Origin of the sequence: uncultured Kordia sp. (genome assembly GCF_947489565.1) — a bacterium.
Taxonomy (GTDB): domain Bacteria; phylum Bacteroidota; class Bacteroidia; order Flavobacteriales; family Flavobacteriaceae; genus Kordia.
The window spans coordinates 60257-84288 of sequence record NZ_CANLEA010000001.1 but is presented as its reverse complement, the minus strand read 5'-3'; the positions used below and the strand labels follow the sequence as shown (position 1 = coordinate 84288).

The 24032-nt window shown below is 33.9% G+C and carries 22 protein-coding genes and 1 tRNA gene; 12 read left to right on the top strand and 11 right to left on the bottom strand.

Going from position 1 to position 24032, the window contains the following annotated elements; genetic code table 11:
- Window positions 1-173: 173 nt before the first annotated feature.
- Window positions 174-1925, top strand: coding sequence for a hypothetical protein (locus Q0845_RS00350; protein WP_298507430.1), 1752 nt, complete (start codon window positions 174-176; stop codon window positions 1923-1925).
- A 64-nt stretch (window positions 1926-1989) separates the two neighbouring features.
- On the opposite strand, the gene Q0845_RS00345 is transcribed toward Q0845_RS00350, so the two are convergent.
- The 3 genes from Q0845_RS00345 to Q0845_RS00335 all read right to left on the bottom strand — a co-directional run bounded on the left by Q0845_RS00345 (window position 1990) and on the right by Q0845_RS00335 (window position 3962).
- Complete coding sequence (locus Q0845_RS00345; protein ID WP_298507427.1) at window positions 1990-2502, bottom strand: hypothetical protein; 513 nt, start codon at window positions 2500-2502, stop codon at window positions 1990-1992.
- A complete protein-coding gene (locus Q0845_RS00340) occupies window positions 2492-2698 on the bottom strand; it encodes a hypothetical protein (RefSeq protein ID WP_298507425.1) in 207 nt (68 codons plus the stop codon). Before Q0845_RS00340 ends, Q0845_RS00345 begins: the two co-directional genes overlap by 11 nt.
- Window positions 2699-3023: 325 nt before the next feature.
- Complete coding sequence (locus Q0845_RS00335) at window positions 3024-3962, bottom strand: tyrosine-type recombinase/integrase (RefSeq protein ID WP_298507422.1); 939 nt, start codon at window positions 3960-3962, stop codon at window positions 3024-3026.
- 360 nt (window positions 3963-4322) lie between these two features.
- Here Q0845_RS00335 and Q0845_RS00330 point away from each other — a divergent pair, with 360 nt between their 5' ends.
- The 9 genes from Q0845_RS00330 (at window position 4323) to Q0845_RS00290 (ending at window position 8867) form a co-directional block, all read left to right on the top strand.
- On the top strand, window positions 4323-5492 hold the full coding sequence (locus Q0845_RS00330) for a type IV secretory system conjugative DNA transfer family protein (protein WP_298507420.1): 1170 nt from the start codon (window positions 4323-4325) through the stop codon (window positions 5490-5492).
- 67 nt (window positions 5493-5559) lie between these two features.
- Window positions 5560-6354 carry a DNA adenine methylase gene (locus tag Q0845_RS00325; protein ID WP_298507417.1) on the top strand — a complete coding sequence of 265 codons (795 nt, stop codon included), beginning with the start codon at window positions 5560-5562 and terminating at the stop codon, window positions 6352-6354.
- A gap of 33 nt (window positions 6355-6387) precedes the next feature.
- Window positions 6388-6687 (top strand): DUF2958 domain-containing protein, encoded by a 300-nt coding sequence (locus Q0845_RS00320; protein ID WP_298507414.1) that lies wholly within the window; start codon window positions 6388-6390, stop codon window positions 6685-6687.
- Window positions 6688-6690: 3 nt separating this feature from the next.
- Window positions 6691-6900 carry a hypothetical protein gene (locus Q0845_RS00315; RefSeq protein WP_298507411.1) on the top strand — a complete coding sequence of 70 codons (210 nt, stop codon included), beginning with the start codon at window positions 6691-6693 and terminating at the stop codon, window positions 6898-6900.
- A gap of 27 nt (window positions 6901-6927) precedes the next feature.
- Window positions 6928-7533: a hypothetical protein gene (locus tag Q0845_RS00310; protein WP_298507409.1), complete on the top strand. Its 606-nt coding sequence runs from the start codon at window positions 6928-6930 to the stop codon at window positions 7531-7533.
- A gap of 2 nt (window positions 7534-7535) precedes the next feature.
- The gene (locus Q0845_RS00305) at window positions 7536-7712 is read left to right on the top strand and encodes a hypothetical protein (protein ID WP_298507406.1); all 177 of its coding nucleotides are present in this window, start codon (window positions 7536-7538) and stop codon (window positions 7710-7712) included.
- A 38-nt stretch (window positions 7713-7750) separates the two neighbouring features.
- Window positions 7751-8125 (top strand): hypothetical protein, encoded by a 375-nt coding sequence (locus Q0845_RS00300; RefSeq protein WP_298507403.1) that lies wholly within the window; start codon window positions 7751-7753, stop codon window positions 8123-8125.
- Window positions 8079-8504, top strand: coding sequence for a hypothetical protein (locus Q0845_RS00295; protein WP_298507401.1), 426 nt, complete (start codon window positions 8079-8081; stop codon window positions 8502-8504). The genes Q0845_RS00300 and Q0845_RS00295 overlap by 47 nt, the downstream gene beginning before the upstream one ends.
- Before the next feature lie 87 nt (window positions 8505-8591).
- Window positions 8592-8867 carry a hypothetical protein gene (locus tag Q0845_RS00290; RefSeq protein ID WP_298507398.1) on the top strand — a complete coding sequence of 92 codons (276 nt, stop codon included), beginning with the start codon at window positions 8592-8594 and terminating at the stop codon, window positions 8865-8867.
- Window positions 8868-8875: 8 nt separating this feature from the next.
- Here the strand turns inward: Q0845_RS00290 and Q0845_RS00285 are convergent, their stop codons facing one another.
- The 8 genes from Q0845_RS00285 to Q0845_RS00250 form a co-directional block, all read right to left on the bottom strand.
- Window positions 8876-9547 carry an IS1 family transposase gene (locus tag Q0845_RS00285; protein WP_298507396.1) on the bottom strand — a complete coding sequence of 224 codons (672 nt, stop codon included), beginning with the start codon at window positions 9545-9547 and terminating at the stop codon, window positions 8876-8878.
- Window positions 9548-9873: 326 nt separating this feature from the next.
- Window positions 9874-10206, bottom strand: a complete 333-nt coding sequence (locus tag Q0845_RS00280) for a hypothetical protein (protein ID WP_298507393.1) — start codon at window positions 10204-10206, stop codon at window positions 9874-9876.
- A gap of 3 nt (window positions 10207-10209) precedes the next feature.
- Window positions 10210-15213 carry a DUF6443 domain-containing protein gene (locus Q0845_RS00275; protein WP_298507390.1) on the bottom strand — a complete coding sequence of 1668 codons (5004 nt, stop codon included), beginning with the start codon at window positions 15211-15213 and terminating at the stop codon, window positions 10210-10212.
- 16 nt (window positions 15214-15229) lie between these two features.
- Window positions 15230-18604, bottom strand: coding sequence for a hypothetical protein (locus Q0845_RS00270; protein ID WP_298507388.1), 3375 nt, complete (start codon window positions 18602-18604; stop codon window positions 15230-15232).
- Between the two features lie 53 nt (window positions 18605-18657).
- Window positions 18658-19056, bottom strand: a complete 399-nt coding sequence (locus tag Q0845_RS00265; protein WP_298507385.1) for a LytTR family DNA-binding domain-containing protein — start codon at window positions 19054-19056, stop codon at window positions 18658-18660.
- 473 nt (window positions 19057-19529) lie between these two features.
- Window positions 19530-19603, bottom strand: a tRNA-Asn gene (locus Q0845_RS00260).
- 105 nt (window positions 19604-19708) lie between these two features.
- Window positions 19709-21040, bottom strand: a complete 1332-nt coding sequence (gene rseP / locus Q0845_RS00255) for an RIP metalloprotease RseP (protein ID WP_298507382.1) — start codon at window positions 21038-21040, stop codon at window positions 19709-19711.
- A 120-nt stretch (window positions 21041-21160) separates the two neighbouring features.
- Window positions 21161-22915, bottom strand: a complete 1755-nt coding sequence (locus Q0845_RS00250; RefSeq protein ID WP_298507379.1) for a M1 family metallopeptidase — start codon at window positions 22913-22915, stop codon at window positions 21161-21163.
- Window positions 22916-23054: 139 nt separating this feature from the next.
- Between Q0845_RS00250 and Q0845_RS00245 the strand changes: the two genes are divergently transcribed.
- Both Q0845_RS00245 and Q0845_RS00240 read left to right on the top strand, forming a co-directional pair.
- The gene (locus Q0845_RS00245) at window positions 23055-23726 is read left to right on the top strand and encodes an SCO family protein (RefSeq protein WP_298507376.1); all 672 of its coding nucleotides are present in this window, start codon (window positions 23055-23057) and stop codon (window positions 23724-23726) included.
- Between the two features lie 81 nt (window positions 23727-23807).
- On the top strand, window positions 23808-24032 hold the full coding sequence (locus Q0845_RS00240; protein ID WP_298507373.1) for a FeoA family protein: 225 nt from the start codon (window positions 23808-23810) through the stop codon (window positions 24030-24032).

Here is a 24032-nt window from a genome sequence, read left to right as displayed (position 1 = left end):
TTTAAAACAAAGCAGAGAGTATCAATGGAAACAGTGAGCGAATCAGACAGTTAGAAATTAAATTAATGATCGAATTCCCTTAAAATAATAGCTCTTTTCAATAATCATCTGTTTGATGTCGAATCAGCAGTCGAAACAGTGAAATAATTAGTTGAGAAATTGTATTTTTATATATGGCTAGTGAAAAACTCTTTAAGGTTATTGATGGGAAATATGAAGAATTTATTCAAAATCTTGTGCCCACCAATCGTAATATTAACATTGGCTTAGCTATTAGAACTGAGATCAAATCTTTTGAAGAAAAAGAAAATCAAATCAGAAGAAAAGTATTTAAAGCTAATCCGCATAATTCAATAAAGAAATACAGAAAATTTGTTATTAATGCTAATATTGATGATGATAAATTAAATAACGAAATTCGTTTGGGAATCTTTCCTGTTAGAACCTTACGCTCTTTCCTAGCATTCTTTTTTTGCTCTTCATCTAATGGGACTGATCAGATGCAAAATCATAATATTTTGTATTTAAAGAATTTCTTTAAATGTTTTATACCAATTCCAAATACTGGATTATCAGTAGAGGATAAAATAAAATGTAATAAATTGATTAAAGAACTTCAAGAGTCTTCACTAACTAAAAATTTAAGTATTTCACCAATTAAAATTTCAACTAAAAATTGGACATTATCTTTGAATAAGAAAGAAGATCTTATCTATGATCAATTATCAAATCTAAAATCCATTTTCAAAACTTGTTCTGAAATATATTCTAAAAACAATATTGAAAGGATTATTGAAGACGCTCTTTTATTATTGATATTAGATAGATTTCCGATAGGGGTATGGGGTCGATCGTTAGCATCATCATCTCAAAGTTATGGACACAAAGACCCCGGTAGTGTTACTGTTAGTCTTTGGGTTATGAATGTTTTAGATAAATTTGAAATAAACGAGTTTGAGTCATTTTTTCTTGACTTCAAAAATTACTTATTAAATCGAAGATCTTCCAAAAATGGTGGTATTGGTATGAAAAAAGATATAGGTTCGGGTTATGTGCCAGAAACTGGAATTAGAATACACACTCGCCATACAGCTACAGGTGCTTTGTTTTTATTAAAACATGGAAAATCTTTAAACTTAGCTTTAGAGAGTATCATTTATGTTATTAATCAAATGACTAATTCTTGGTCTTGGTCTGCAGAACCTCCAAATATTGATCAGAATGCTGATCCACTAACAACTGCCTATGTTTTAAATACTTTAAAAGCTTTTGAGAAAGCAAATTTATTAGATAATATTGAATATGATAAGTCTGATTTATTTCTCGATAAATTTTGGAAATTTGGTTTAAATTGGTTGTCACAAAATCTTATTAACAATTCAAATTGGTGGTTTATCTCTAGTAATGATGACAGAAAGTATTGTTTTACAGTAGATATTCTTGACGGACTTTTAGATCATTATAACTCTGAAAAAGAACTAAATGAAATTATCAAACTTCTTTTTCCTAAACTAATCAGTATATGGGAAGAAAACCGCATTGGCATTCCATTAGGATTAAATCAAGTACCTGACTTACGAACATCTGTTCAGTTCTGCTTAGCTTGTTATAAAGTAAAAGACAATTATCCTGAATATAAAGAAAAAACAGAAAAGCTCTTATTTGATAATTTAGATGTTCTTATGAATACTAACAAATCAGATGTTGCATCTTGGTCTTTATTAATCGATTATTTATTACGTTTAAAGGGAGATGAGTTAGAAAAGATAAACATTAATGAAGTAAAATTGAAATCACAATTGATCATCAGTGCATACTTAGATTATGGTATTTCAATATTTGATATAGTTAATATTCTAGATAGTGATTTTTTAAACAAAAATATAAAGCATCAACTTGAAATCTTTAATACAATAGCCAAATAGATCAATTATTAACAGATAGCCCTTATAATTTCCTTTAGGGAAATTACACGCTCCAAAAAATAAATTATACCCAGCAATCTCTTTGAATTTGCTTGCGCCGTTCCTGCTCTAGTATTTCTTTAATTCTTCTTTGGTCTGGACTTGCATTTTCTGCGTTGTAATTTTGTAAAAAGTTTTCTTTTGTAGTCCGCAATTCTTGCGGTTTGTTTTGGTCGTTTTTTTCGGTCTGGAGTGCAATTTTTTCAAGGTTATCCACTACAATGGAGTAGTAGACTCTTTTAGCTTTTTTACGCTCTATAGGGTTGTTGAGTGAATTGCCAACATAATCCGTAACGGTAATAAGTTCTTTTTGAAGGAGTTCTTCAATAGCGCTTGTGACACTACGATTGGAAATTCCTGTTTTTTCAAATTGAGAATGAGCAATCCAATCACGTCCTTTAATACGTCCACTTGGATCACGCCAACCAATGGTATTACGAATAATTTTTAAATACACGCGAATTGCAGAACCGCTTAATTCAGTCATTTGCTTATCAAAAAAGGCATTCGGAACTGCGGTAGTATTGTTAAGCTTCATGATCGGTAAATTCAATTACTGGTAAGGTTTCATTATGATTTGGAAAGATCATAAACTCCGTATTTGGCTGATGATACATCTGTAAAAACCAACCGCCATTTTTGGTGATTTTTACCGTTCCTACTTTGTGATAAATAGCTTTTTCCTTACTATCAGGAATTACTTTTTTAACTACTACATTATAAAATTTTGACATTATAAATTAAATTTTAATGTACCAGTAACCTTAGGATTGCTCCAATATAATCTATGAATTTAGATGTATGTATGTCGTAAAACCCTTCTAAGGTTATGCGACATACGTATCGTATACCATATATTTTACGACGTTACAATGGTAAATTTTTATACCCTACTTGAGGGCATTGGCATCTGATACTAAGTTTAGCTATTTTAATACAAAGCATTAATTTGTAATAAAACATTTAAGTTCATAAACTATACTTACTAGTTAAAGGTACTTATCATGGATTATACACTAGCTACAAACAAAAAACAATCTGCTCCGGATTGTTTTTAATTTATACTGCGGTTTTAAGAAAACGTCCTGCGGTTTCCTTATAACGCTTTTCACATAACTGTAAGTAATGAAAACTTGATGTTGGAGATACATGTCTAAGTAATGCTGATACATCTCTCATATTTCCGCCTTGTTCTAAAATATTATTAGCCTTTCCATGTCTGAAACTATGCGGAGTAATGTTCTTGTCAATCAGAGTCATCTCTGTGATTTGTTTTATCCAACGTTGAATGCTTCTTGGAGTATATCGTTCTTTTGTTTTTGGATTGATCAGTAAGTATTTACTATCGGTATTCATACATAAGCGAATTCCCAAGTAGTTATTAAGTAATACGTTGGTGTCTGCTCCCCAAACAACTAAATTATATCGCATAGATTTTCGAGTTCTAACTCTGGCAGTTCTAAGTCCTTGCTTCCCTTGTTTGCTAATATCAGTAAGTTTGATATCTAAGAGTTCACTCACTCGCATTCCAGTATCCCATAAAAGATGTAGCACTAATTTCTTAACTAAATCTTCTGCATAACGATCATCAAGTACCATCGTTAATTGTTCAAAGTCTTCCTCTGTAACAACATCTTTTTCAGTATTTATAAATTTTGGAGGTTTAATTTCTTCATTGATTACGCTAGTCTCTTTTCTTCCCTTCCAAAACCAAAAATAGTTTCTAAGGATTCTAGCGGAATATGCGATAGTAGCATCTTTATATCCAGTTTCTTCCATATAGTTATGGTAAGCAATGATATGGTCATTGGTAATCATATTTAATACTGTTATTCCACGATTTTCTAGGTATTCAGCAAATAGTTTTAATTGACGTTTGTAAGGAACATAACTGTGTTTGGTGTGACCACTTTTCCAGTTTAAATAAGTCGCTATAGATTTTTGAATATTCATAAAACATAAAAGACCCGCCAAAAACGATCTGAGCGGGTCTTTCATATTTCCAATTCAAAAATTAGAAAAAATGAAAAAACTCGCCGCTGTCGTTTTAGTTATCACAAAAAAGTAATAACGAGGCTTTCGCCCAACGGAATTTTGTTTGTATTAAAATAGCTTGTAATAGTGTATTTCATAAATGATTTTTTTGCAAGGACTGTATGCTCCCCTTACGATGATTAGCCAAAGATTTTTGATACGTCTAAATATGATATAATAGGTATAAGTTAGCACGCAAAAAATATCTTCAAGCATTTCTAAAAATTACCATAGCATTTAAAAAAAGCAAGTAGTTCCTTTTTTTGTCCATGAAAATTGACAAATACAACTCAATATCCTTATTCATTTACTAGCCATAAAGCCATGTTCTTTTTCAATAATTTGAACGATATCAGCTATTTCGCAAGAACTAATTTTAGAAGTGATGGAAAATTATTTGGCATCAGACAGGCAGATAGAATGTTACATTTTTATTGCTTTGGCAAAAGTGGAAGTGGTAAAACGACACTATTAAAAGTACTGATGATGCAAGATGTAGAAGCTAGGCGTGGATTTACATTTTTGGACTTGCACGGAGATGCTTCAACTGAAATTGTAGCAAACATTCAAGATCGTTTTCCAGATCGGAAACTTATCTATTTTGATGTGACTGATCCTGAAATACCGTTTGGATATAATCCGCTAAGGAAAGTAAGTGCTGCAAAACGTTCCCTTGTTGTATCTAATATTTTAGAAATATTTAAGCGTAATTGGAAGTCAGCTTGGGGAATGAAAATGGAACACATTCTAAGAATGATTTTACTTTCTCTCTTGGAACAACCAAAAGCAAATTTGTCTGATATTTTAAGAATCATGCATGATACGTCATATCGAAACTCATGCCTTACACATATTTCATCTGAGGAGATTCTCCTCTTTTGGGAGAAAGAATTTCCAAAGTATAAACCGAATGATCTGCTTCCAATTATGAATAAGATTGGTGCATTACTATCGCATCGAATCATCAAAAAAGTTCTTGTTGAAAATGATGAACAGATTTCGCTTAGAAAAATCATAGATACAAATCAAATTTTGATTATCAATCTGGCTAAAGGACACGTTGGAAGCGATGTTGCCAATATTCTTGGCGGATTACTTCTGACTTCCCTAGCATCTGCTTGTTTCTCTCGAATTGATATTCCAGAGCATCAGCGAGTTCCCTATTTTTTATATATCGATGAGTTTCAAATTTTATCGAGTACCGAACTTATCTCTGAAATGCTTGCGCAGATTCGTAAGTTCAAAATTGGACTTATTCTCGCCAACCAATTTCTCCATCAATTAAATATTGAAGTACGTAATAGTGTGCTTGGAAACGTGGGAACGATTGTATGCTTCAGACTTGGAATTACGGATGCCAACTTAATGGCAAAAGAATTTTATCCTGTCTTTAGTACTACTGACTTCACTTCCCTAGCCAACTATTCTATATACCTAAGATTAATGATTGATGGCAAACCATCAGTTCCCTTTAGTGCAGATACGATTTTATAACGACACTTCAACAATTTAAAAAGATTTATACAGACTTCATTATTTCTCTAATCCCATTGTCCTGTATATGTCAAAACTTAAAACTCCTATATCCTACTACGGTGGTAAGATCAATATGCTCAAACATATTCTTCCATTGATTCATCCTCATAAAATATATACTGAAAGCTTCTTCGGTGGTGGAGCGGTATTCTTTGCCAAAGAGCCTGCCGAGTCTGAAATTATAAATGACAGCAATAACATTATTGTGACTTTCTATGAAGTCTGTAAAACAGACTTTGACAACCTTAAACAAAAAATTGAAGCAACACCCTTTTCACGTGCAAGTTATAAAGTAGCACTTACCATTTATCGAATGCCACATCTGTTTTCAAAATTGCAGATCGCTTGGGCATTTTACATCGCAACCCAATTAGGATTTGCTTCAAAAGTTGGATCATTTGGATATTCTCGCTGTGCTAGTCAGGTAAAAGCATTTAAGCAAAAGAAAATCAAGTTTACTGATGACATTGTAAAGCGATTGGAGAACACTCAAATTGAATCACATGATGCCTGTCAGGTAATTACTTCTCGTGACACTGAAGATGCGTTCCATTATGTTGATCCGCCATACATTAATAGTAATCAAGGTCACTATGACGGATACACTGAAGTTGATTACAAGAATTTATTAAACACTCTTAAGAGTGTAAAAGGAAAGTTTCTGCTTTCCTCGTATCCATCAGAAATACTCCAAGAATACATCAAGAAAAACGGTTGGCACATCAAATCTTTTGATAAGCCTCTTTCTGCCAAAAAAGCACAAGCAGGAGAAACCAGACCTCGAAAGACTGAGGTACTCGTAGCAAACTACGCAATCTAAAAAACAAATACAAACCTTTAAAATTTAATATCTATGAAACTCATCAATGATGAATTACAAAAGCGATTCAAAGAAGTTGGTCCGCAAAAGAAAGATCCTCTTGTTATTGCCAAATTCTTTGATCCTGCTGGATCAGGAACATGGTACGCAACTGAATATGATCCTGAAACAAGCATCTGCTATGGCTATGTTACAGGATTAGCATTCGATGAATGGGGATATTTCTCTATTGATGAAATGGAAGCAATACAACGCCCATTTGGACTGACCATTGAACGCGATCTCTACTTCAAAGAAGTACCATTCAAAGATTTACTCACTAAAATTACATAACACATGAAAAAAATCGTAAACAAAACGGTCAACTTAGACCTTGTCGGAAAAGACGGAAACGCCTATGTCATCATGGGACTCTTTGGCTCACAAGCCAAAAAAGAAGGCTGGACTCGTGAAGAAATTGATGCTGTCATTGAAGAAGCGAAATCGAAAGATTACAACTATTTACTCGCAACGATTATGAATCACTGCGAAGTAAAAGAAAACTAAATCACAAACTTTTAAAACTTTTTACAAATGAATATTACAACGCAAACGGTACTAAGACATTTTTTGTCTTGTTACGAACAACAGCTTACAGAGAAAAAGCATCCGCAAATGAGTTCCTTCTTTGAAAATTTCTTCTCGCGTGAGGAACTTTTGAAAATCCTTGACTTCATGTTTGGAGATATTGGATTGCAACAAGTAGAAGACTTAGACACAGCAAGTCATAAAGAACTCTTGGAAGTCATTGATGATGAGTTATATATTCTTCGTCACTACATAAATCAGTGGGAGCAAGAACTATCTACTCATGATCATATTAATCCTCGTGGTGTTTACAATACCTTGGAACAATTAGGACATCAAACACATTATCTAGGTCAAAAAGATATTATCATATGGGATGAGTATGACATCAGCAATTATATGTCTTTGCAACAAAAAGCAGGAAAAATTACTAGAGTATATGGTATCTATGATGTTAGTGTGTCCCAAGAAAATGTGTATGAAGTTGATAGTCCTCCCAAACGTTTCTTTGAAACCGTAGAAGACGCATTTGAAATGATGCACTCTGGTGTTGAAAATGGAACATTTCAAAAAGATGAAGTTCACATCTTGGAACGATACAAAGCAATATGATTATGGTATTTATTCTCGCGTATATCAATCCAGAGTTACATACCAAGGAACTCATAAACTTCAATAATCAGAAATACTATGTATCGGTTGAAGATGCTAAGTCTTCTCTAGCTACAGTTAAAAAGTTAGCGATGCATGATGAAAAATATCTTAGGATCATTCCTGTGTATTTAACCTAAAATAATATTCCACAAACACAATTAAAAATTTAAACATTATGGATGATACAAAAAAATCATTATTAAAAATCTTCTCAGGAATTTTAAAGAGAAGATCAAGTACTGAAAATAATACACTAGAAGTCACTTCCCTGTTGATTAAATACTTCAAACGAAAAGAACTCATTGAAATCATCACTTCTATTTACAACGGAAGTATTCCGAAAGAATACAACCTAGTAGAAATGGAAAATGAAGAACTCCTAAATGTTATCGCTGATGATATGTTTGTCATTAGCTATGTAACCTATAATTGGAGTAAAGAGATTCTTGAAAAAAGAAAGGAAGTGAAAACTGTAAAAACAGAACCACAAAAACCAAAAGCTAATGGAAAACAAACTCCCCAGACATCCAAGTCTAACAAAAGCGATTGATCATGCTATTTGGCTAAATTTTAGTCATCGAGTAGAAGGCTCACAATTTGGTGTGATTCAAAGTAGTCGTGGAGATTATTTGGTTGTACCAAAGAATCATCCAACTTTTAAAGGGGAAACATTTGAAAAATTACCACAAGATTATTCCAATATTTCATACGAACATTTGAAAATGATTGGTATGGATGAAGATTATGTGGGCATGTGGGAAGAACTGCGTGGTGTGTTTTCCACAATGAATGGCGAATTACTTAGGTTTATTCTTCATACAAAAATTCCGCTCAAGCTAATGATTCGTTGGGAACTTGCCAATCGTGGTTTTGATATGAACAACAATTGGATAGGTTATGAGAAGAGCTACGAGTTGTGGCTCAAATAACAATTAAATATTTTAAGCACTTCCTGAAAGATGGAGGTGTTTTTTTTAATACAATTCTGTATTTTTGAAATAATTCATATTTATATAATGACTTTTAAAAAATTTGTCACTACTACTAATTTCAATGATACCGATATAAAAGCATTTACTGATTGGATAAAACACAGTAAATTTCCATCGAGTATTAATTCTCCTGATGCTCATATTATCTTTTTTGCATTTTCAGAAAACCCTATAAGTGAAAAAATTATTATTGGCTACAAAAAAGCGATGATTAACTATTATGAATATGAGAATAATTTACTCAACAAAAGTTACAAAGGAAATAAAAGAGCGTTACTTGATATGATCAACAAAGTATAGAATATTTCTCAAAACTTTAATTGATAACCCCAAAGATAGAGTTTTAAGGTCGCTTCTAGCATCTCAAAGGTTTTACTAAAACAAATTGTTCTTCTTGAGAGACGTTTTAGGTGTGTGCGTAAGGTTAAATTGTGTCTTTCAATGACTGTTGTATTTTTCTTTCTCGTGTCATGTTGAGTTTTGGGAATTAAGCTTTTATATGTTTTTAATCGGTCAGTAAATATCATTTTCGGGTAGAGTTGAAGCACTGATTTTGTAATTACAGAAATATTTCGCTTGGTTCTTCTACCTACAATAAAGTTGATGATTTTTTTGGTGTATCTATTGATTGCATAGGTAATCCAAGCTTCATTTAATTTATAGCCAACTACTACTCGCATTTCATCAAGTTCATAGTATTGATGATGTTCATTAAATAACGGTTTTGTTATCAAACAACCCATCTGTTTTATGCGTTTAATGATCGTAGTCTTTGATATAGAAAGTAGACGAGAAGTTGCAGTAACACCAACACTTTCTCTTAGCAACTGATAAATATTTTTATTCGTATCAATTTTGTAAGCATTATAATTATAGCTTCTTTGAAAACTGTGCTTACAAGCCTTACAATAATAACTTTGCTTACCGCTTGATTGTTTGCCATTTTTAACTGCTAGACCTTTACACTTTTTACACTTCATATTTTTCCATCAACTAATTTGAACCACTAAGATGAAAAAAACGCATTTTAAAACCTTTAAATGCGTTAAAAAAGAAAAGGATGAACATAATGTTCATCCTTTTACAGTATAAATCTATTTATAATTTACTGTTTTACAATTAATTATAGTTTTAAATTAGTTAATCAACTAATCTGTACCATTACCCACAAGACGGGTTTAACAGAGCACTTACTTGAGAAGAGTGAAAAACTTTGGATAAAATAACTGAATATGCTGAAAAGCAAAACCGCCCACAAATCTATTGTGAGCGGTTTTTTTTCTAAAAAATAGTTATAGAATTAGTTTTATTGAAATTTGATATAATTACATTTTTGTTCTTCATACCATTTTAACCAATTTTCTTTATCTTTTTTGAATACATTAATATTGGTATATTCATTTGAATAATTCATCATATCTTCAAAAGAAACTTTCACATATTTAGACAAAAATTTTAAACTATTATCAAAATCTTTTCTTGTTCCCTTCCCAGAAGTGTATTCTTCTATTTTAGAAACACTAGACATAAATGCATCTTTAAACTCTATATTTTCATTACAGTTTTTAGACTCTTTTCTTTCGCATCCAATAAAAAATATTGAGGTTATTAATAGTAATATTAAACTTGATTTTTTCATTGTTTATGATTTTTTCTTTTTCTTCTTTGTAACTTTATTTTTACCTGTTAATGTATTTGGAATTATTCTCTGCACAGTTACGGTTCCATCTTTTTCAGTATACTCATTACCATTTCTAACATTTCCATTTACTCTATTTTCTGCCTGTATGGCTATTTCATGTGCAGGAGCATAACCTTCTGTTGCTAATTCTCCGGGTCTAAAACCATTTTTAATTTTTTCATGTTGCTCTACAGTTTCATGAATAAGAGCACCAGCACTGGTAGAACCTCCTTCTCCCGCTTCATCAAATGCTTGGATATCTGACATATCTATTTTACTAAGAGCCCAGCTTCCAACATTAACATCAACAGACCTTCCCCATACTTTCATTTCTACAGCATGTTCACTATCAGCAACATTTTTATATAGTTCATAAAATGCTTTTTGCTCTTCTGTCATTTCCCCTTCTTTGTCTGTTGCTTTTAAGCCAGTAACTTTTCCGTCAGAGTCAATTTGCACTTCATAAAAACCTCCAGTACCTTTATTAACCTCTGTCTCGTATTTTATTTTTGTTCTATCGTTATCAAAAACTAGCCTAATACTATCTCCTTTAATTTCTTTAAAATACAAAGGACTATTGGCAGAGAAGTGATATGGAGTTAAATCAGTATACTTTTCAGAAAATCTATCAATTTTGTTAAAACGAGCGATTGCAGGATCATAATCTCTCCATTGATATGCAACTGTATTTTTTCCTAAATCTTCTTCAAGCTCTTCTCCTGCAAATTCATACTGATGATCTCTTCCAGTAATCTGGTTATTATACCCTTTATGTTTGAGTCCAAAAGGATAATAATGATTCTCTTCCTTGATTTCTGTATCTGCTTTGATAACTCCATTTCCATCAATGTCTTCATAGGAAAGTCGAATGTTTCCTAAATGGTCTTTGTACTGATACGTATAGTTAAAACCAGTTATCTTTGTTGGCTTATTTGGATCAAATTGCGGCTCTATATAGCCTTCTTCACTGTTAAAGAACGTAAGTGCAGCAGCGGTTTGTGCATTTGATTTTTTGTAAATGTAATTTCCAGCGTAATACGTGTCTTGTTGACTTTCATTACTCTGGTCATTTACAATTTTCTGTTGCTTTATACCTGCTGCATCGTAAAAGTACGTAATTGTACTCCCATTATCAAATGTAATTTGTGTCGGAAGATTTAAATGATTGTAAGTGATGCTAGTAATCCCTTTATTTTTATCTTCCACCATGTTTCCATTGGCATCATAACTGTAATCATCGCCTGTATTAGTTCCATCTTTAAATCCAAAGTCGATACTCGTAGCATCCGTTACTTTTTCTAATTGGTTTCCATTGTACTCATATACCAATTGATCCATGACTCCAAAATCAGTAAAAGCCTCATTTCTGTGTCCACTACGTTGTAAACGTTTGATGTTCCCATTCATATCATACTCCACTTCGTCTAAGTTGTAGTTTCCAGTATTGTCCATACCACTAATGATTCTATTCAGCGGATCATAGCCATAAACATAATCTTTTAGTGAGCTATCTTGCCCTTTGGTTTTCCATAATGTGCTAGAGATATTTCCATTGAATAACTGTTTGGTTGGATCACTGGTGTCGTTGTACTTTAAGGCAAAACTAAAGAGATCGTCTCCCTGATTTTTTACATCATTAATACCTTTAAGCCAACCGCGTACGTTATAAGTATAATCTACCTCTTGTAGCTCTTTTTCAAGATCGATAAGTACTAAATCCTTGATATTTCCATCATTGTGGAACATGGCTACATCACCAAGCAGTGCTGTTCCATTATCCACTGAGTTTGAGATATAGAAGATCTCATTATTCTTTAGATAATAGATTGTACTTCCTCGACGCTCTATTTTAAAAGTATCACCTCCTACATAGGTGGAGACATTCCAAAGTGTAGTTCCATTCTCTCGAATATGAATCCCTCCAACAGATGTGGTATAGATGGCATATTTAATACTCTGATAGCTATCATCACCTACTACATCAGAGAGTCCAACCATCATCGTTTTAGTGGATTGAGGTAGCATATAGCTTAGGTATCCATCACCCATAATGGTTGTAGTTGTATTGACTCCACTATCCCATCCATTAGCAGATGTTTTGGTAAGCTTGTCTTTGTCTTGGGTAATGTTATTTACATTCTCATAACTACTAATCTCAGGCAAACTACTTCCAACTTGCTTTTGAACTAATTGTCCAAGTTCATCATAATGATTTCTAGCAATAAGCTCTTTGTCCTCATTATTGATTTGTTTGGTTTGATACAACAATCTGTTATTGGTATCATAAATATATTCATCGTTGGTTACTACAGGATCATTGCTTATTTGCTTATGTGTCATATTTGATTTGAGTACTTTTCCGGTGAAATCTAACAAACTACTTACTGCTTCATTCGTGTCTAAATAGGTGTTGTGAGACGCTGTATGAATTGCTCGTCCTTTTTCATCATAATACGATACCGTTGTAATCCAATCACCCGTATCTAATACGCGTACTTTACTTCCTGTTGCCAATCCTTTTACGTTTTGTGTAAAGGTTTGTCCCATTACGGAATATCCAATATATACGTTTTCAATAGCAGTGTCAGGATCATAGAAGCATGCATCTCCAACAAGTGTTCCAGTATAATCCGTTGTTACTGCATGAAAGGTTTCTCCATTCTTTTTAAATAGAATCTGATTCCCAGAGCGTTCTACTCTAAAGGTATCTCCAATAACACAATAGGTATTCGGAAAAGATTCTAAGTTCCCGTCTTTATAGACACGAATACGACCATCGGTTCCATATCCTGTATAGATACGATAGTTGATGGAACTATAATGAATTGGTCCAGCGGTTGCTTCATGAGAGAGTCCAACCATTACACGCTGATTCTCTGTTCCTTTTATAGTATATTGAATGTATCCATCGCCATAAATTGCTCCTTCAGTAGCAAATCCTGAATTTGTCCATGAACCTGTCAGTCCCGTTGATTTCTTTTGTTCAATTCCTGTAGTGGTGACTCCATCATTATTGTTAAGGTTATAATTTGCTTCAAAAGAAGTTCCTACATCCCAAAAGTAATTATCATAATAGTTCACTGTTAATACTTCTAATCCGATATTTGGAAATACACTATTGCTATAGAAAATATAAGTATCTCCTACCAGTGTAGAAACTGTATTACTTTTAGTCTCATACAAGTTAGTATTAGATGAAGCAATGTTTTGTAAGCTCACTCTAGTGATATTGGTATTGTCGATATACTTTCCTGTGTAAACCACCCTTCCTAAGGCATCGTATTTGGTAAATAGCCATGTATTGCTTCCTCTTAGATTTACATCTTGGGTAAGCACTGGACGATCTAGTTTGTCATAGACAATGTATTCCCATCCTTTGGCTGGAATTTTTTTCTCAATCAATCGATTTCTATGGTCGTACTTGTACTGATAACAGAACTTTTCAAGCGTATTATTCGAATTGATATCTGGCTGTGCTGAAGCCATTGGAGGCAATACATAGGTTAGATTTCCAAAGTCATCATAGATGTAATAGGTATTTAATTCTTGTGTTCCATTATAGGTACGCTTTAAAACTACCTGACCAGATTTATTTTTAAATTCTTCCGTAGTATGATCAGTAGCATACTGCTGGTTTGGTTGCCAGTTTTCATCCTTGGTAATACTCTTATATAACGTTCCCGTAGAGTACGGTTGCCCTTCTGATAGTACAATATCCTCTGGCGCATTAGCTGGATGTGATACATCGTAACGTTTTACCCCGTCAATAGTTTCATCATTTAAATCATATTCCATCTTAATGGTATGATTAAAATCCAACGACCAGTCTTTTCCAGGGGCTGCCGTTTGGATAGGTCTATCTATTTCATCATAGGTATTGGTTGTGTAGGACGGATATAACAATCCTGTCTCTGGGGTGTTATTTGCAATATCATCCAATAACTCTTCAGGAATGTTCTCCAGATTATTTAACATAGTTAGTCCTCCATTGCTGGTGGTAAAGCTTTGTACATCCTCTGGATATTTATTGTGATAAAACTGTTGTTGTTCTTTAATTTCTGCATTGATCTCAGCATCTGTATTGGGAGCTCCTCCTACTTGTTTATTTACAAAACCACCACCTCTTTGTGTACCTACATACGGTAAGAAGCCTGTATTTGCGCGTCCATAACTATCATAAGAGATAATTGTTTTGATATCTCTTCCATCTTTTGGTGATTGTCCAATAGCCACTTGCATTTGAGCGCGTCCCATACCATCAAAATACGTCACCTGTTCTATCTTATCTTTCGCTGCTAGATTTGATAACTCTATTAAATGTACTGGTCTTTGATAGCTGATGCTATGGACATAATTTTTATTTTGATTGATTCCCTCTACAGTAGTAACATCAGGACAGCCATTATAATCTCCCGACACATCAGGACAACTATCGCCAGCATTTACTACATAACCGGTTGGTATACTTCCTGAACAAGATAAAATCACAGATTCAATATCTCCAAAACCATCACCATCGATATCCTCATAATAAAGTGTTGATTGTTTCAAACTTCCATTGGTATCATCACAATCAAGTTGTAAGTACGAAAAGTTTTCAAGGATAGCATTCTCTCCAATAAGCACTGCATTGGGATCACTTGGCACGCAGGTTTTCTCTACGCTTCCAATTACATAAAAACCATCGCCATCACTATCAATTAGTATTGCCCAATTGGTATTTGGGTTTATTTGCGGATTACTATCATCACAGTCACTGCTATTACAAACTAGCTTATTAAGTTCTCTAAATTCAGGAGTCACTTCTGCGCTTCCTGTATACATGGTCTGTCCTCCAAAACCATCACGGTCTAAATCGTAATAATACGTATCACAATTCACTGGACCAAATGGAGCTGTACTCTGTGCATTTATGATCGTTATAAAACCACAAATCAGTAGTAAGGTATATATGTGTTTTTTCATTTGTCTACGGCTGTTTTTAATTATTCTTATAGTGATAATTGTTCGTACTTAATACATGCTGGTCATGATCCAATACATGCTTTAAACGCCCCATACCATCATATTTGTAATAGGTATTTCTTCCTCTAGGATCCGTGGTTTGTGTAACACCAACTAGGGGTTGATATACATAGGTGCTGACCATTGCATTAGGCAATCCACCTCGCAGCTCATTAAGTGTATTTTCTAAAGTTGATCCTGTAAGATTTTGAATATTGTCTTCATTTACAATGGCAGATACCTGCCCGTAGGTAGCATTTTCTATTTTTGCTACAGGGTAATTGTAATTATAGCCCCATATATAGGTGATATGCGTACCATCAGTTTTTGATACCTCACGTACCTGTCCATATTTGTTATATCCATGATAGGTAACACGCTCTTCAAGGGTATTTGTCTTTTTTGCTCCAGACATAGATGCCAATAACACATTTGTTGGATTCGCTACTGGATCACTTCCTGTAAAACTTCCAAACTCAGTGATCGCTGTTTGCATGAGTATGCCTTCTTTATACTGCTGTGTCTTTAACGGAAAATTGAGTTTATTCTCTGCAAGGAGTGTTGTGATATTCTCCTCATAAGGATAACGAATCACTGTTTCATACACATCACCTTTACTGTCGGTAAAACTAGTTTTGGTGGGATTGTGATGATTGGGAACACTCTCATAGAAGGTTTCAGTGACTTGTGATAGCTCACGTGTTCCTTCTTTAGTGACCACCGTTTGTCTGTCTGGAAATTTTTGTCCTGGCCATATATTGTAGATATTCCTTGAAATATTACAGTTACCTCCATTCATACAGGTAACAATAGCGTTATGACTTGCCAAATCAAAAGGCCATAAATGATATTCTCTTTGCAAGATAAAACCTCTAATATTATCTATATTTTCACTAGCAAAAGTGACATAGCTAGTAGTCGAACTGCTCTTTCCTGTCACTTCTTCTAGTAGTGGATGACCACCAACCCATTCTTGCGTGTATGGTGCTCCTGGAAAAGCGATATCTGTAGAGGCTGCTGAAAACGTACGTCGCACTTGTCGCATTCCAGAACTTCCTGCATCTAAAGTACTATAACCTGTTTCAGTGGCTACCTCATGGATATTTTCTACAACCGTTTTATATCCTGCATATCCTGACTGTGTGGTTTGTAATGGAACCCAACTTTGGGAAACATATTTACGAACATCATTACTTCCAATTGAAAAATAAAATGGTTGACTTACGATATAGCCATCACTGTATTCAAAACTTTTATAAGAGGCAAGTTTACGCTTATCATAGGTTTTGATGGCTTTTACTCGAATGCCTCCGAAATAATCAAATACTTCGCCGTTCTGATTTGGATTTTCTTCAAACCATGAAAAAGTGACATCACTGTAATGATCGATAAGATTGTAATTATCTCCATCTGAAGTAATTTCTATTTTTACTTTATAGGTTGCATTTTTATCAACAAGTAATGAACCTGATTCCCAAATAGAATAACGCTGAACAAGTGTCTCGCTGAGTCCATTTACCTCGTATAATTCAAAGAACATGGAGTCACATATTTGATCTGTTCCTGTATATATGGCGTCAACATTGTCACAACGATTGGAGAATCCGAAATACTCCATTTGTACTTTATTTGGATCACTCGCTGAGGGTTTTGCATTGTTACTTACCGCAAAATTATTTGACCAGAATACATACGTTGTAGCATTTCCATTTTCGGTGATGCTATGTGGATTGGTCGCAAGTGCTGCTACTTTTACTTTTTCTTCTAAATAGGGAGGCGTATCAACATGATAGACGTCTCCTCGGTTATTTTCATAATATAACTTGGTAACTCCGCCTTCAGGGTACGTAATACTGTTTAATATGCACGCACTACTATAATCTGGATCAACCTCACGGTTTGCTTTTTGGGTATTTCCGGCGCCATGATAAGGAATTAAATTACTATTGCTCTTGCCATTATAATATCCCCAATGATCTTGTGCGTAAGAGCGCTTATCTGGCAACATAGTTTCTGTATTGTAGCCAAAGCTATAGCTGTAATCATCAGCTGAATTATATCCATCATAATGTCCTTCAAAAGTAACTTTTTGCAAGTACAAGCGTTTATTTAAAAAGCTATCTGCTCCTGCGGCTATATCGGCTATATTAGACCCTATAAACTCATTCCTTGAGACTGGTTGGCTATTAAAGTATCCATGGGTAAACTTAATACGCTGAGTAAGGTCATTATCGACATTGTATACTTCTACAGATGCTAATCGTTGTTTAGTAGATTGAGTATCTAATCGATTGGCTGTATCACGTATAAAATGTACAGAGCCTTTACTACTGGTAATTTTTGAAAGGAGCGTATAATGACGTCTAGTCACAGAAAATGTCTCGATACGCTTTCTGTCTTGATCTCCTAAAGCAACTCCATTGCTGTGTACAATGAGTGATTGTGATCCTTGAGCAGTGGTAATATCATTGTAAGGATATGCTGATGAAAAACCATCTAAAACTGGATGATCATACTCTAAAGTAATGATATCTCCATTTGGACTGGTTACTTTTACCAAATCCCATGTTTCTATATAACTGTTACTATTACCATCTTGAGTAGAAAGCTCTATTGCGCCTGCACTCTTTTGAAATGTCTCGGCAGTTTCAAATACATTACCTTCTACAAATTCATAAACAATTCCATTAGTGTCAGTAATAGTCCAACCTATGATTTTGTATCCATCGTAATTAGGCTCAATAATGACATTTTTATTCGGAAATTGAACGATTTCACCTTTAGGATTGGTGGCATCTCTTTCTTGGTTGAACATAAAACGTCCAGATTGACCAAACATACTGTAGTTAAAATCATCTGGCTCGTAATCAAAGCGTTGTGTGATTGCCTCTTCTCCTGTGTAATATACACATCCATTAGTATCATTCGCCACTGATGGATCACCATCGCATACAAGCTTGATATAATCTACCGTATAAGGATTAGTGATAAACCCATACTGACCATGATCGTCAGGATGTCCCTTAACCGTTCGACTGATCTGACCACCTCCTGAGAGACTCCAGCCCAGTCCAACCCAACTTGCTTCTTCGGTGACACGATGTCCTCCTGCATGATATGATAAATTAATAGGAGCTGATAGCTCTCTCCCTTGAAGCGTATAAATGGGTACGCCAACATTTGGAATACCGTTGTAATACGAAACAGGTACTTCACTGTAACGAAGCAGTGATGCTACTTCTGGGCTTTGAGGAATAACCGCTGGTGTACTGTACTCTGTGTTGCTTATTTGAGAAAAACCCAAATAGCAACAAAAAAGCATGCACAATTTTACAATAATCAGTTTTTTCATAAAGTTTTAATTTTAGTTACTTACTAGTTTTTGTTTTTTGAAGATGTATGTTGTTACACTGCCATTTTAAATGGAGTACTAGATTCCTGGTTACTTACCATTTTAGAAATCGTTCGATTCTTTCGGTGACTCACAGGTAAGACAATTTCTCCTTTTAGATGTACCAAGCGATAGCGTGGCTCATAGCTTTTCAAATGAGAAAGATTAATTAAATACGAACGATGGGTACGGGAATAATTGTTCTCTGAGAATAGCTGCTCATAATAACCTATAGATTTACAACTAAGTACTTTTAAGCCATTGCTCAGATATATCCATGAGTAACACTCACAGGCTTCTATGTATACGATTTTTGATTTTTCTATGTACTCACCTTGATGTTTGGTGCCCACCAAAAGATAGTTTTTTGTATCTCTGATCTTATGCTTTGATTCTTTTTGTTTTAACATCATTACAATACGTTTTTTATTAATAATTCCTTTAAAAAGGATTGGGGAAAAGGAAGCTCGTTTTAGTCTTTGGGTATTAAAGGAAAATACTTTTCTGTTTTTACACAACATTATTTTATAAGCGTCGAATTTTTCAAATAAGCGTTGAATTTTAAGCTAAATTTTGTGTTTTTTCCTACTAATTAAATGTTAAGAAGATTTTTAAGATTTATTTTACTCTTGTATGGATACCTAAAATATGACTCGTTTTAAGTGTCCATATTTGATTGTGATGTCGTAAATACAAAAGTGTATCTTGTTTTCTGAAAATATTGACTTTTTTAGACAATAGGATTCTTTGTTTTTCTGAAAAGCAGCAGTAGATCAGAAAAATTTAAAGTGGTATCAAAAAATATAAGTGTAAAAAGAATTGTTAATTTCACGAGAAGTAAGCGCATAAAAAAAGCCACCCTAATGGATGGCTTTCGAAAGCTTTGCTCCCCCTCTTGGGCTCGAACCAAGGACCCTTTGATTAACAGTCAAATGCTCTAACCAACTGAGCTAAGGAGGAGTGTTATTGCTTTTTGCGAGGGCAAATATATGCTATTTTTTATTTCGAACAAACATTTTTTTTAAAAATTTGAAAAACTTTTTAATTCTGTTCGATTCCTATTGATTAATTACCTTTTATGAGGTTCCAAATGTCATTTCCAAAGATCACAACCATTAAACTCATAATGAGTACGAATCCAATAATTTGCCCTATTTCCATAACTTTTTGCGATGGAGCTTTCCCCACAATGATTTCGTATAATAAAAACATCACATGGCCACCATCTAAAGCCGGTATAGGCAAGATATTTAAAAAGGCTAACCATACAGAGAACATCGCCATAAAGCTCCAAAAGAAGTACCAATTCCACTGTGAAGGCATCATTTCTACGATTCCAATAGGACCTTTTACTTTTTTGTATCCTTGAATGACTGGATTAAAGATTAATTTAAACTGTTTTACCTGACGGACTAATACATTGATAGTTTCTTCAAAACCTCTTGGCACTGCTTCAAAAAAGCCATATTCACGTGTAATAGATAGTTTCTCTTGAGCAAGTTCTAAATCTGGTCTCACTCCTAAACCAAGACTATCTGGAATTTGAGCGTTAATGTCTATCAATTCATTATTTCTCATTACCTGAATGGCAATAGATTTTCCTCTATTTCTTCCTATTTCATCACTAAATTCATCCCAAAACTCAAAAGTGTTTCCATTAGCTTTGATAACCTTGTCTCCTGCTAGTAAACCTGCCTTTTTTGCATTTGTACTATCTACAACTTCTCCAATTACTAATGTATTGTATCGTGGAATGATAATTTGCTTTCCTCTACTGTCTAAGGCTGCTTTTTTTCCTTCATCACTTAGTGCAACCGTTACTTCTTTTCCGTTACGAATTACCGTTACTTCATCACCAAGTAATAAATCAATATTAAGGTATTTATCTAGTTTTTCAACTTTGTCTCCATCTATGGCAATAATTTTATCGCCCGTTTTGAGTCCAATCTTTTCACTAACACTATCAAAATGTAAACCGTGCTCTATTTTGTCTACAGGAACGTAAGATTCGCCATAATACATAAAGATTGAGATATAGATCACCCAAGCCAATAAGAAGTTTACAATAACTCCTCCTAACATGATGATTAAACGTTGCCAAGCTGGTTTCGAACGGAATTCCCAAGGTTGTGGAGGTTGTTCCATTTGTTCTTTATCCATGCTTTCATCAATCATTCCAGCAATTTTCACATAACCACCTAAGGGTAACCATCCAATTCCATAAACCGTATCTCCTACTTTCTTTTTTACAATAGAAAACCACGGATCAAAGAATAAATAGAATTTTTCAACCTTTGTTTTAAAAAGTTTTGCTGGTATGAAATGCCCTAATTCATGAAGAATTACAAGAATTGAAATGATAAGGACAAACGATGTAATCTGAATAAATACTCCCATTTATAATATAAAATGTTTATAGAACGCACAAAAGTAAGCTTTTATGATTACTTAAAAAAGATAGCAGCACGCTAATAATTGGATTTCACCATATTTATTCAGAAACGATGTAGTGTCGTATTATTTTTTAGCAGTAACTAAGGTAGTTTTATTTGCTGTATTGTTGATAGAAGATTGAATTTCTAATTCAGCAACAGCTTCAATATCAATTCTAACACTGTTATTTCGAGAGATTAAATCGAATTTTGGATCAATAATGATATCAGAAATTTCAAAGTCAAAATTTACTGCAAAAGATTGTCCATCAAAAGTATGATCAATCGTAATGTATTCCTCTTCTCCATTCATTCCTAATACTAAGAAAGGTACTTTTGATTCAAAGAAGTCTACTTTTTTGCTTGATTGCGCTTGATTCATTGTAATGTTCAATTCATCTTTAGCACCTTGATACCAAGCTACATCATAGGAAGGATATCCTTGACCATAAATCCAATCGTTGAAAAACTCTTGTAAATCTTGTCCACTTGCCTTTTCTAAATGTGTTTGTAACTGATCTGTATTAGCATATCCGTACGCTAATTCTTCATCATTCAAATAATTTCTGATAGCTTTGAAAAATACAGCATCTCCTAATTGTTGGCGCAACATGTGAATCACCATTGCTCCTTTATTGTACGTTAAGCGAGAGCTAAATATACGTCCAGGATTGTCTAACTTTTCATCTTCTACATATACGGAACCAGCTCTTGAAGTTGTGATATCTGCAATTTTTCCACGTTTCCAATTGATAAAGTCTTCTTCACCATCAAAGTGATTTTCAACCAAACCAGATAAATACGTAGCAAAACCTTCGTTTAACCAAATGTCATTCCAAGAGTCACAAGTCACTTTATTTCCAAACCATTGGTGTGCTAATTCATGTGCAATTAATGATCTGCTAAAGTTCCCCATAAATGAAATTGTAGAATGCTCCATTCCTCCGCCATACTCAAATTCTGCATGACCGTACTTTTCATCTTTATACGGATACTCTCCGAATAAATCTTGGAAAAGATTCATAATTTCAACAGTTACTTTCGTGTACTCTTCTGCTTTTTCTTTTGATTCTGGATATACATAATTTACAATATCAAAGCTATATCCATCTCTCTCAACAGTTTGCGAGAACACTTCATAATCTGTAACCGCAATACCAATTAAGTATGTCGGAATTGGGTAATTATGTTGCCAATGCGTCGTCACCATTGCTCCACTTTCTTGTTCTGATATTACCATTCCATTAGAAACAGCTTTGTATGCTTTGGGAGCAGTGATGATGACGTCAATTTGATCTATTTTGTCGTTTAAGTCTTGTTTGCATGGCCACCAATCTCTTGAACCGTATGGCTCAGAAAGTGTATATAATGATGGCGTATTGTTATGTGTTGTAGTTACAAATCCATCTCCACCAGGATTTTTGTTAGGAACTCCTTCATATGCTATGGTTATGGTACGAATAGCATCTTCACAAACATCTTTAGCAAATGTGATGGTAAGTTCGTTATCTTGGTGCGTGAATGGTAAAGTTGCTTCTTCAGTAGTAACAGACGACACTTCTAAATTGTCTGCTAAGTCAAACACAATTGTGTTTTTGTTTTCTAAAGAGCGAAACTCTGTAGTAACTTTTCCTTTAATATAATGAACAGCTGGATCGACTTCTATTTCAAGTTTCTGAGATAATAAATCGTAAGAAGCTGTGTTTTCGTTTGCTTGAAAATCCTGTAACTGCTTTGCTTTATTATACTCTCCTTCAACCACATCGATCAATTCCTGATCTGTCTGGCCAAAGGCGATAAAAGTCCATAAGAAACCAAGGGCTAAAATGGTTTTCTTCATAGTTAAGTTAGATTTGGGATTACCAAGATAGGAATTTTTCCTATCCAAAAATAAAAATCGTAAATTTGTACAGGGTTTTTTCGATGAACACCCAAAATTTAATCGATGAACTGTAAAATTATCCGCTAAACGACATTTAATGCTATCATTTTTTAGAAAATACAGACTATTCGCTATCGTAATGACCTGTTTATCAGCGATTATCATGATTACCTTCTACTTTGCACTTCGTAAGGAAAAAGTACTCAATGTATATCAACCTGCTAATGTAAATGTCGAATTAGTTGACAATTCCATACAACATGTAAGTAAATATCATAAAATAAATGACTTTTCTTTGGTGAATCAGAACGGTGAAACCATCACGCAAGACACGTATAAAGGGAAAATTTACGTAGCTGACTTCTTTTTTACCACTTGTCAAACTATTTGTCCAATTATGACAAAAAATATGGCAGATGTCCAAAAAGCAATTCTCGATGACGATGAAGTAATGTTGTTATCGCATTCTGTGATTCCCGAAATTGATACGGTTGAGCAATTAAAAAAATATGCTTTAGAAAAAGGTGTAAACGATGCCAAGTGGAATTTAGTTACCGGCGACAAAAAGGAAATTTACGATTTGGCTCGTAAGTCGTATTTGGCTGTAAAATCAAATGGCGATGAAGATTATAGTATGGTACATACCGAGAACTTTATGTTAATCGATAAAGAACGTCGCATTCGTGGATTTTATGATGGCACCAAAAAAGAAGAAATTGAAAGACTTCTTGAAGAAATTGAAATCCTAAAAGCTTCTTACGACGAATAACGCTTTTTTGACATGGAAATTTTCTAACTAAACTTTTTAGCTTATTTTTGCTTCTTTAAAATTAATCTAAATAAAGACGTATTGACTGTTGCAGATTTAAAAAAAGGAGAAAAGGCAATTATTCTTGATTTTCCAGTAGACACAATTCCACTAAAACTTATAGAAATGGGCTGTTTGCCTGGAAACGAAATTTCCCTTGTACAAACTACTTTATTTAATGGTCCTTTATTTTTAACGATTAATGACAGCAATATTGCCATCAGAAAAGATACTGCTGCAGAAATCAGAATTGAAAAAGTTATTTAA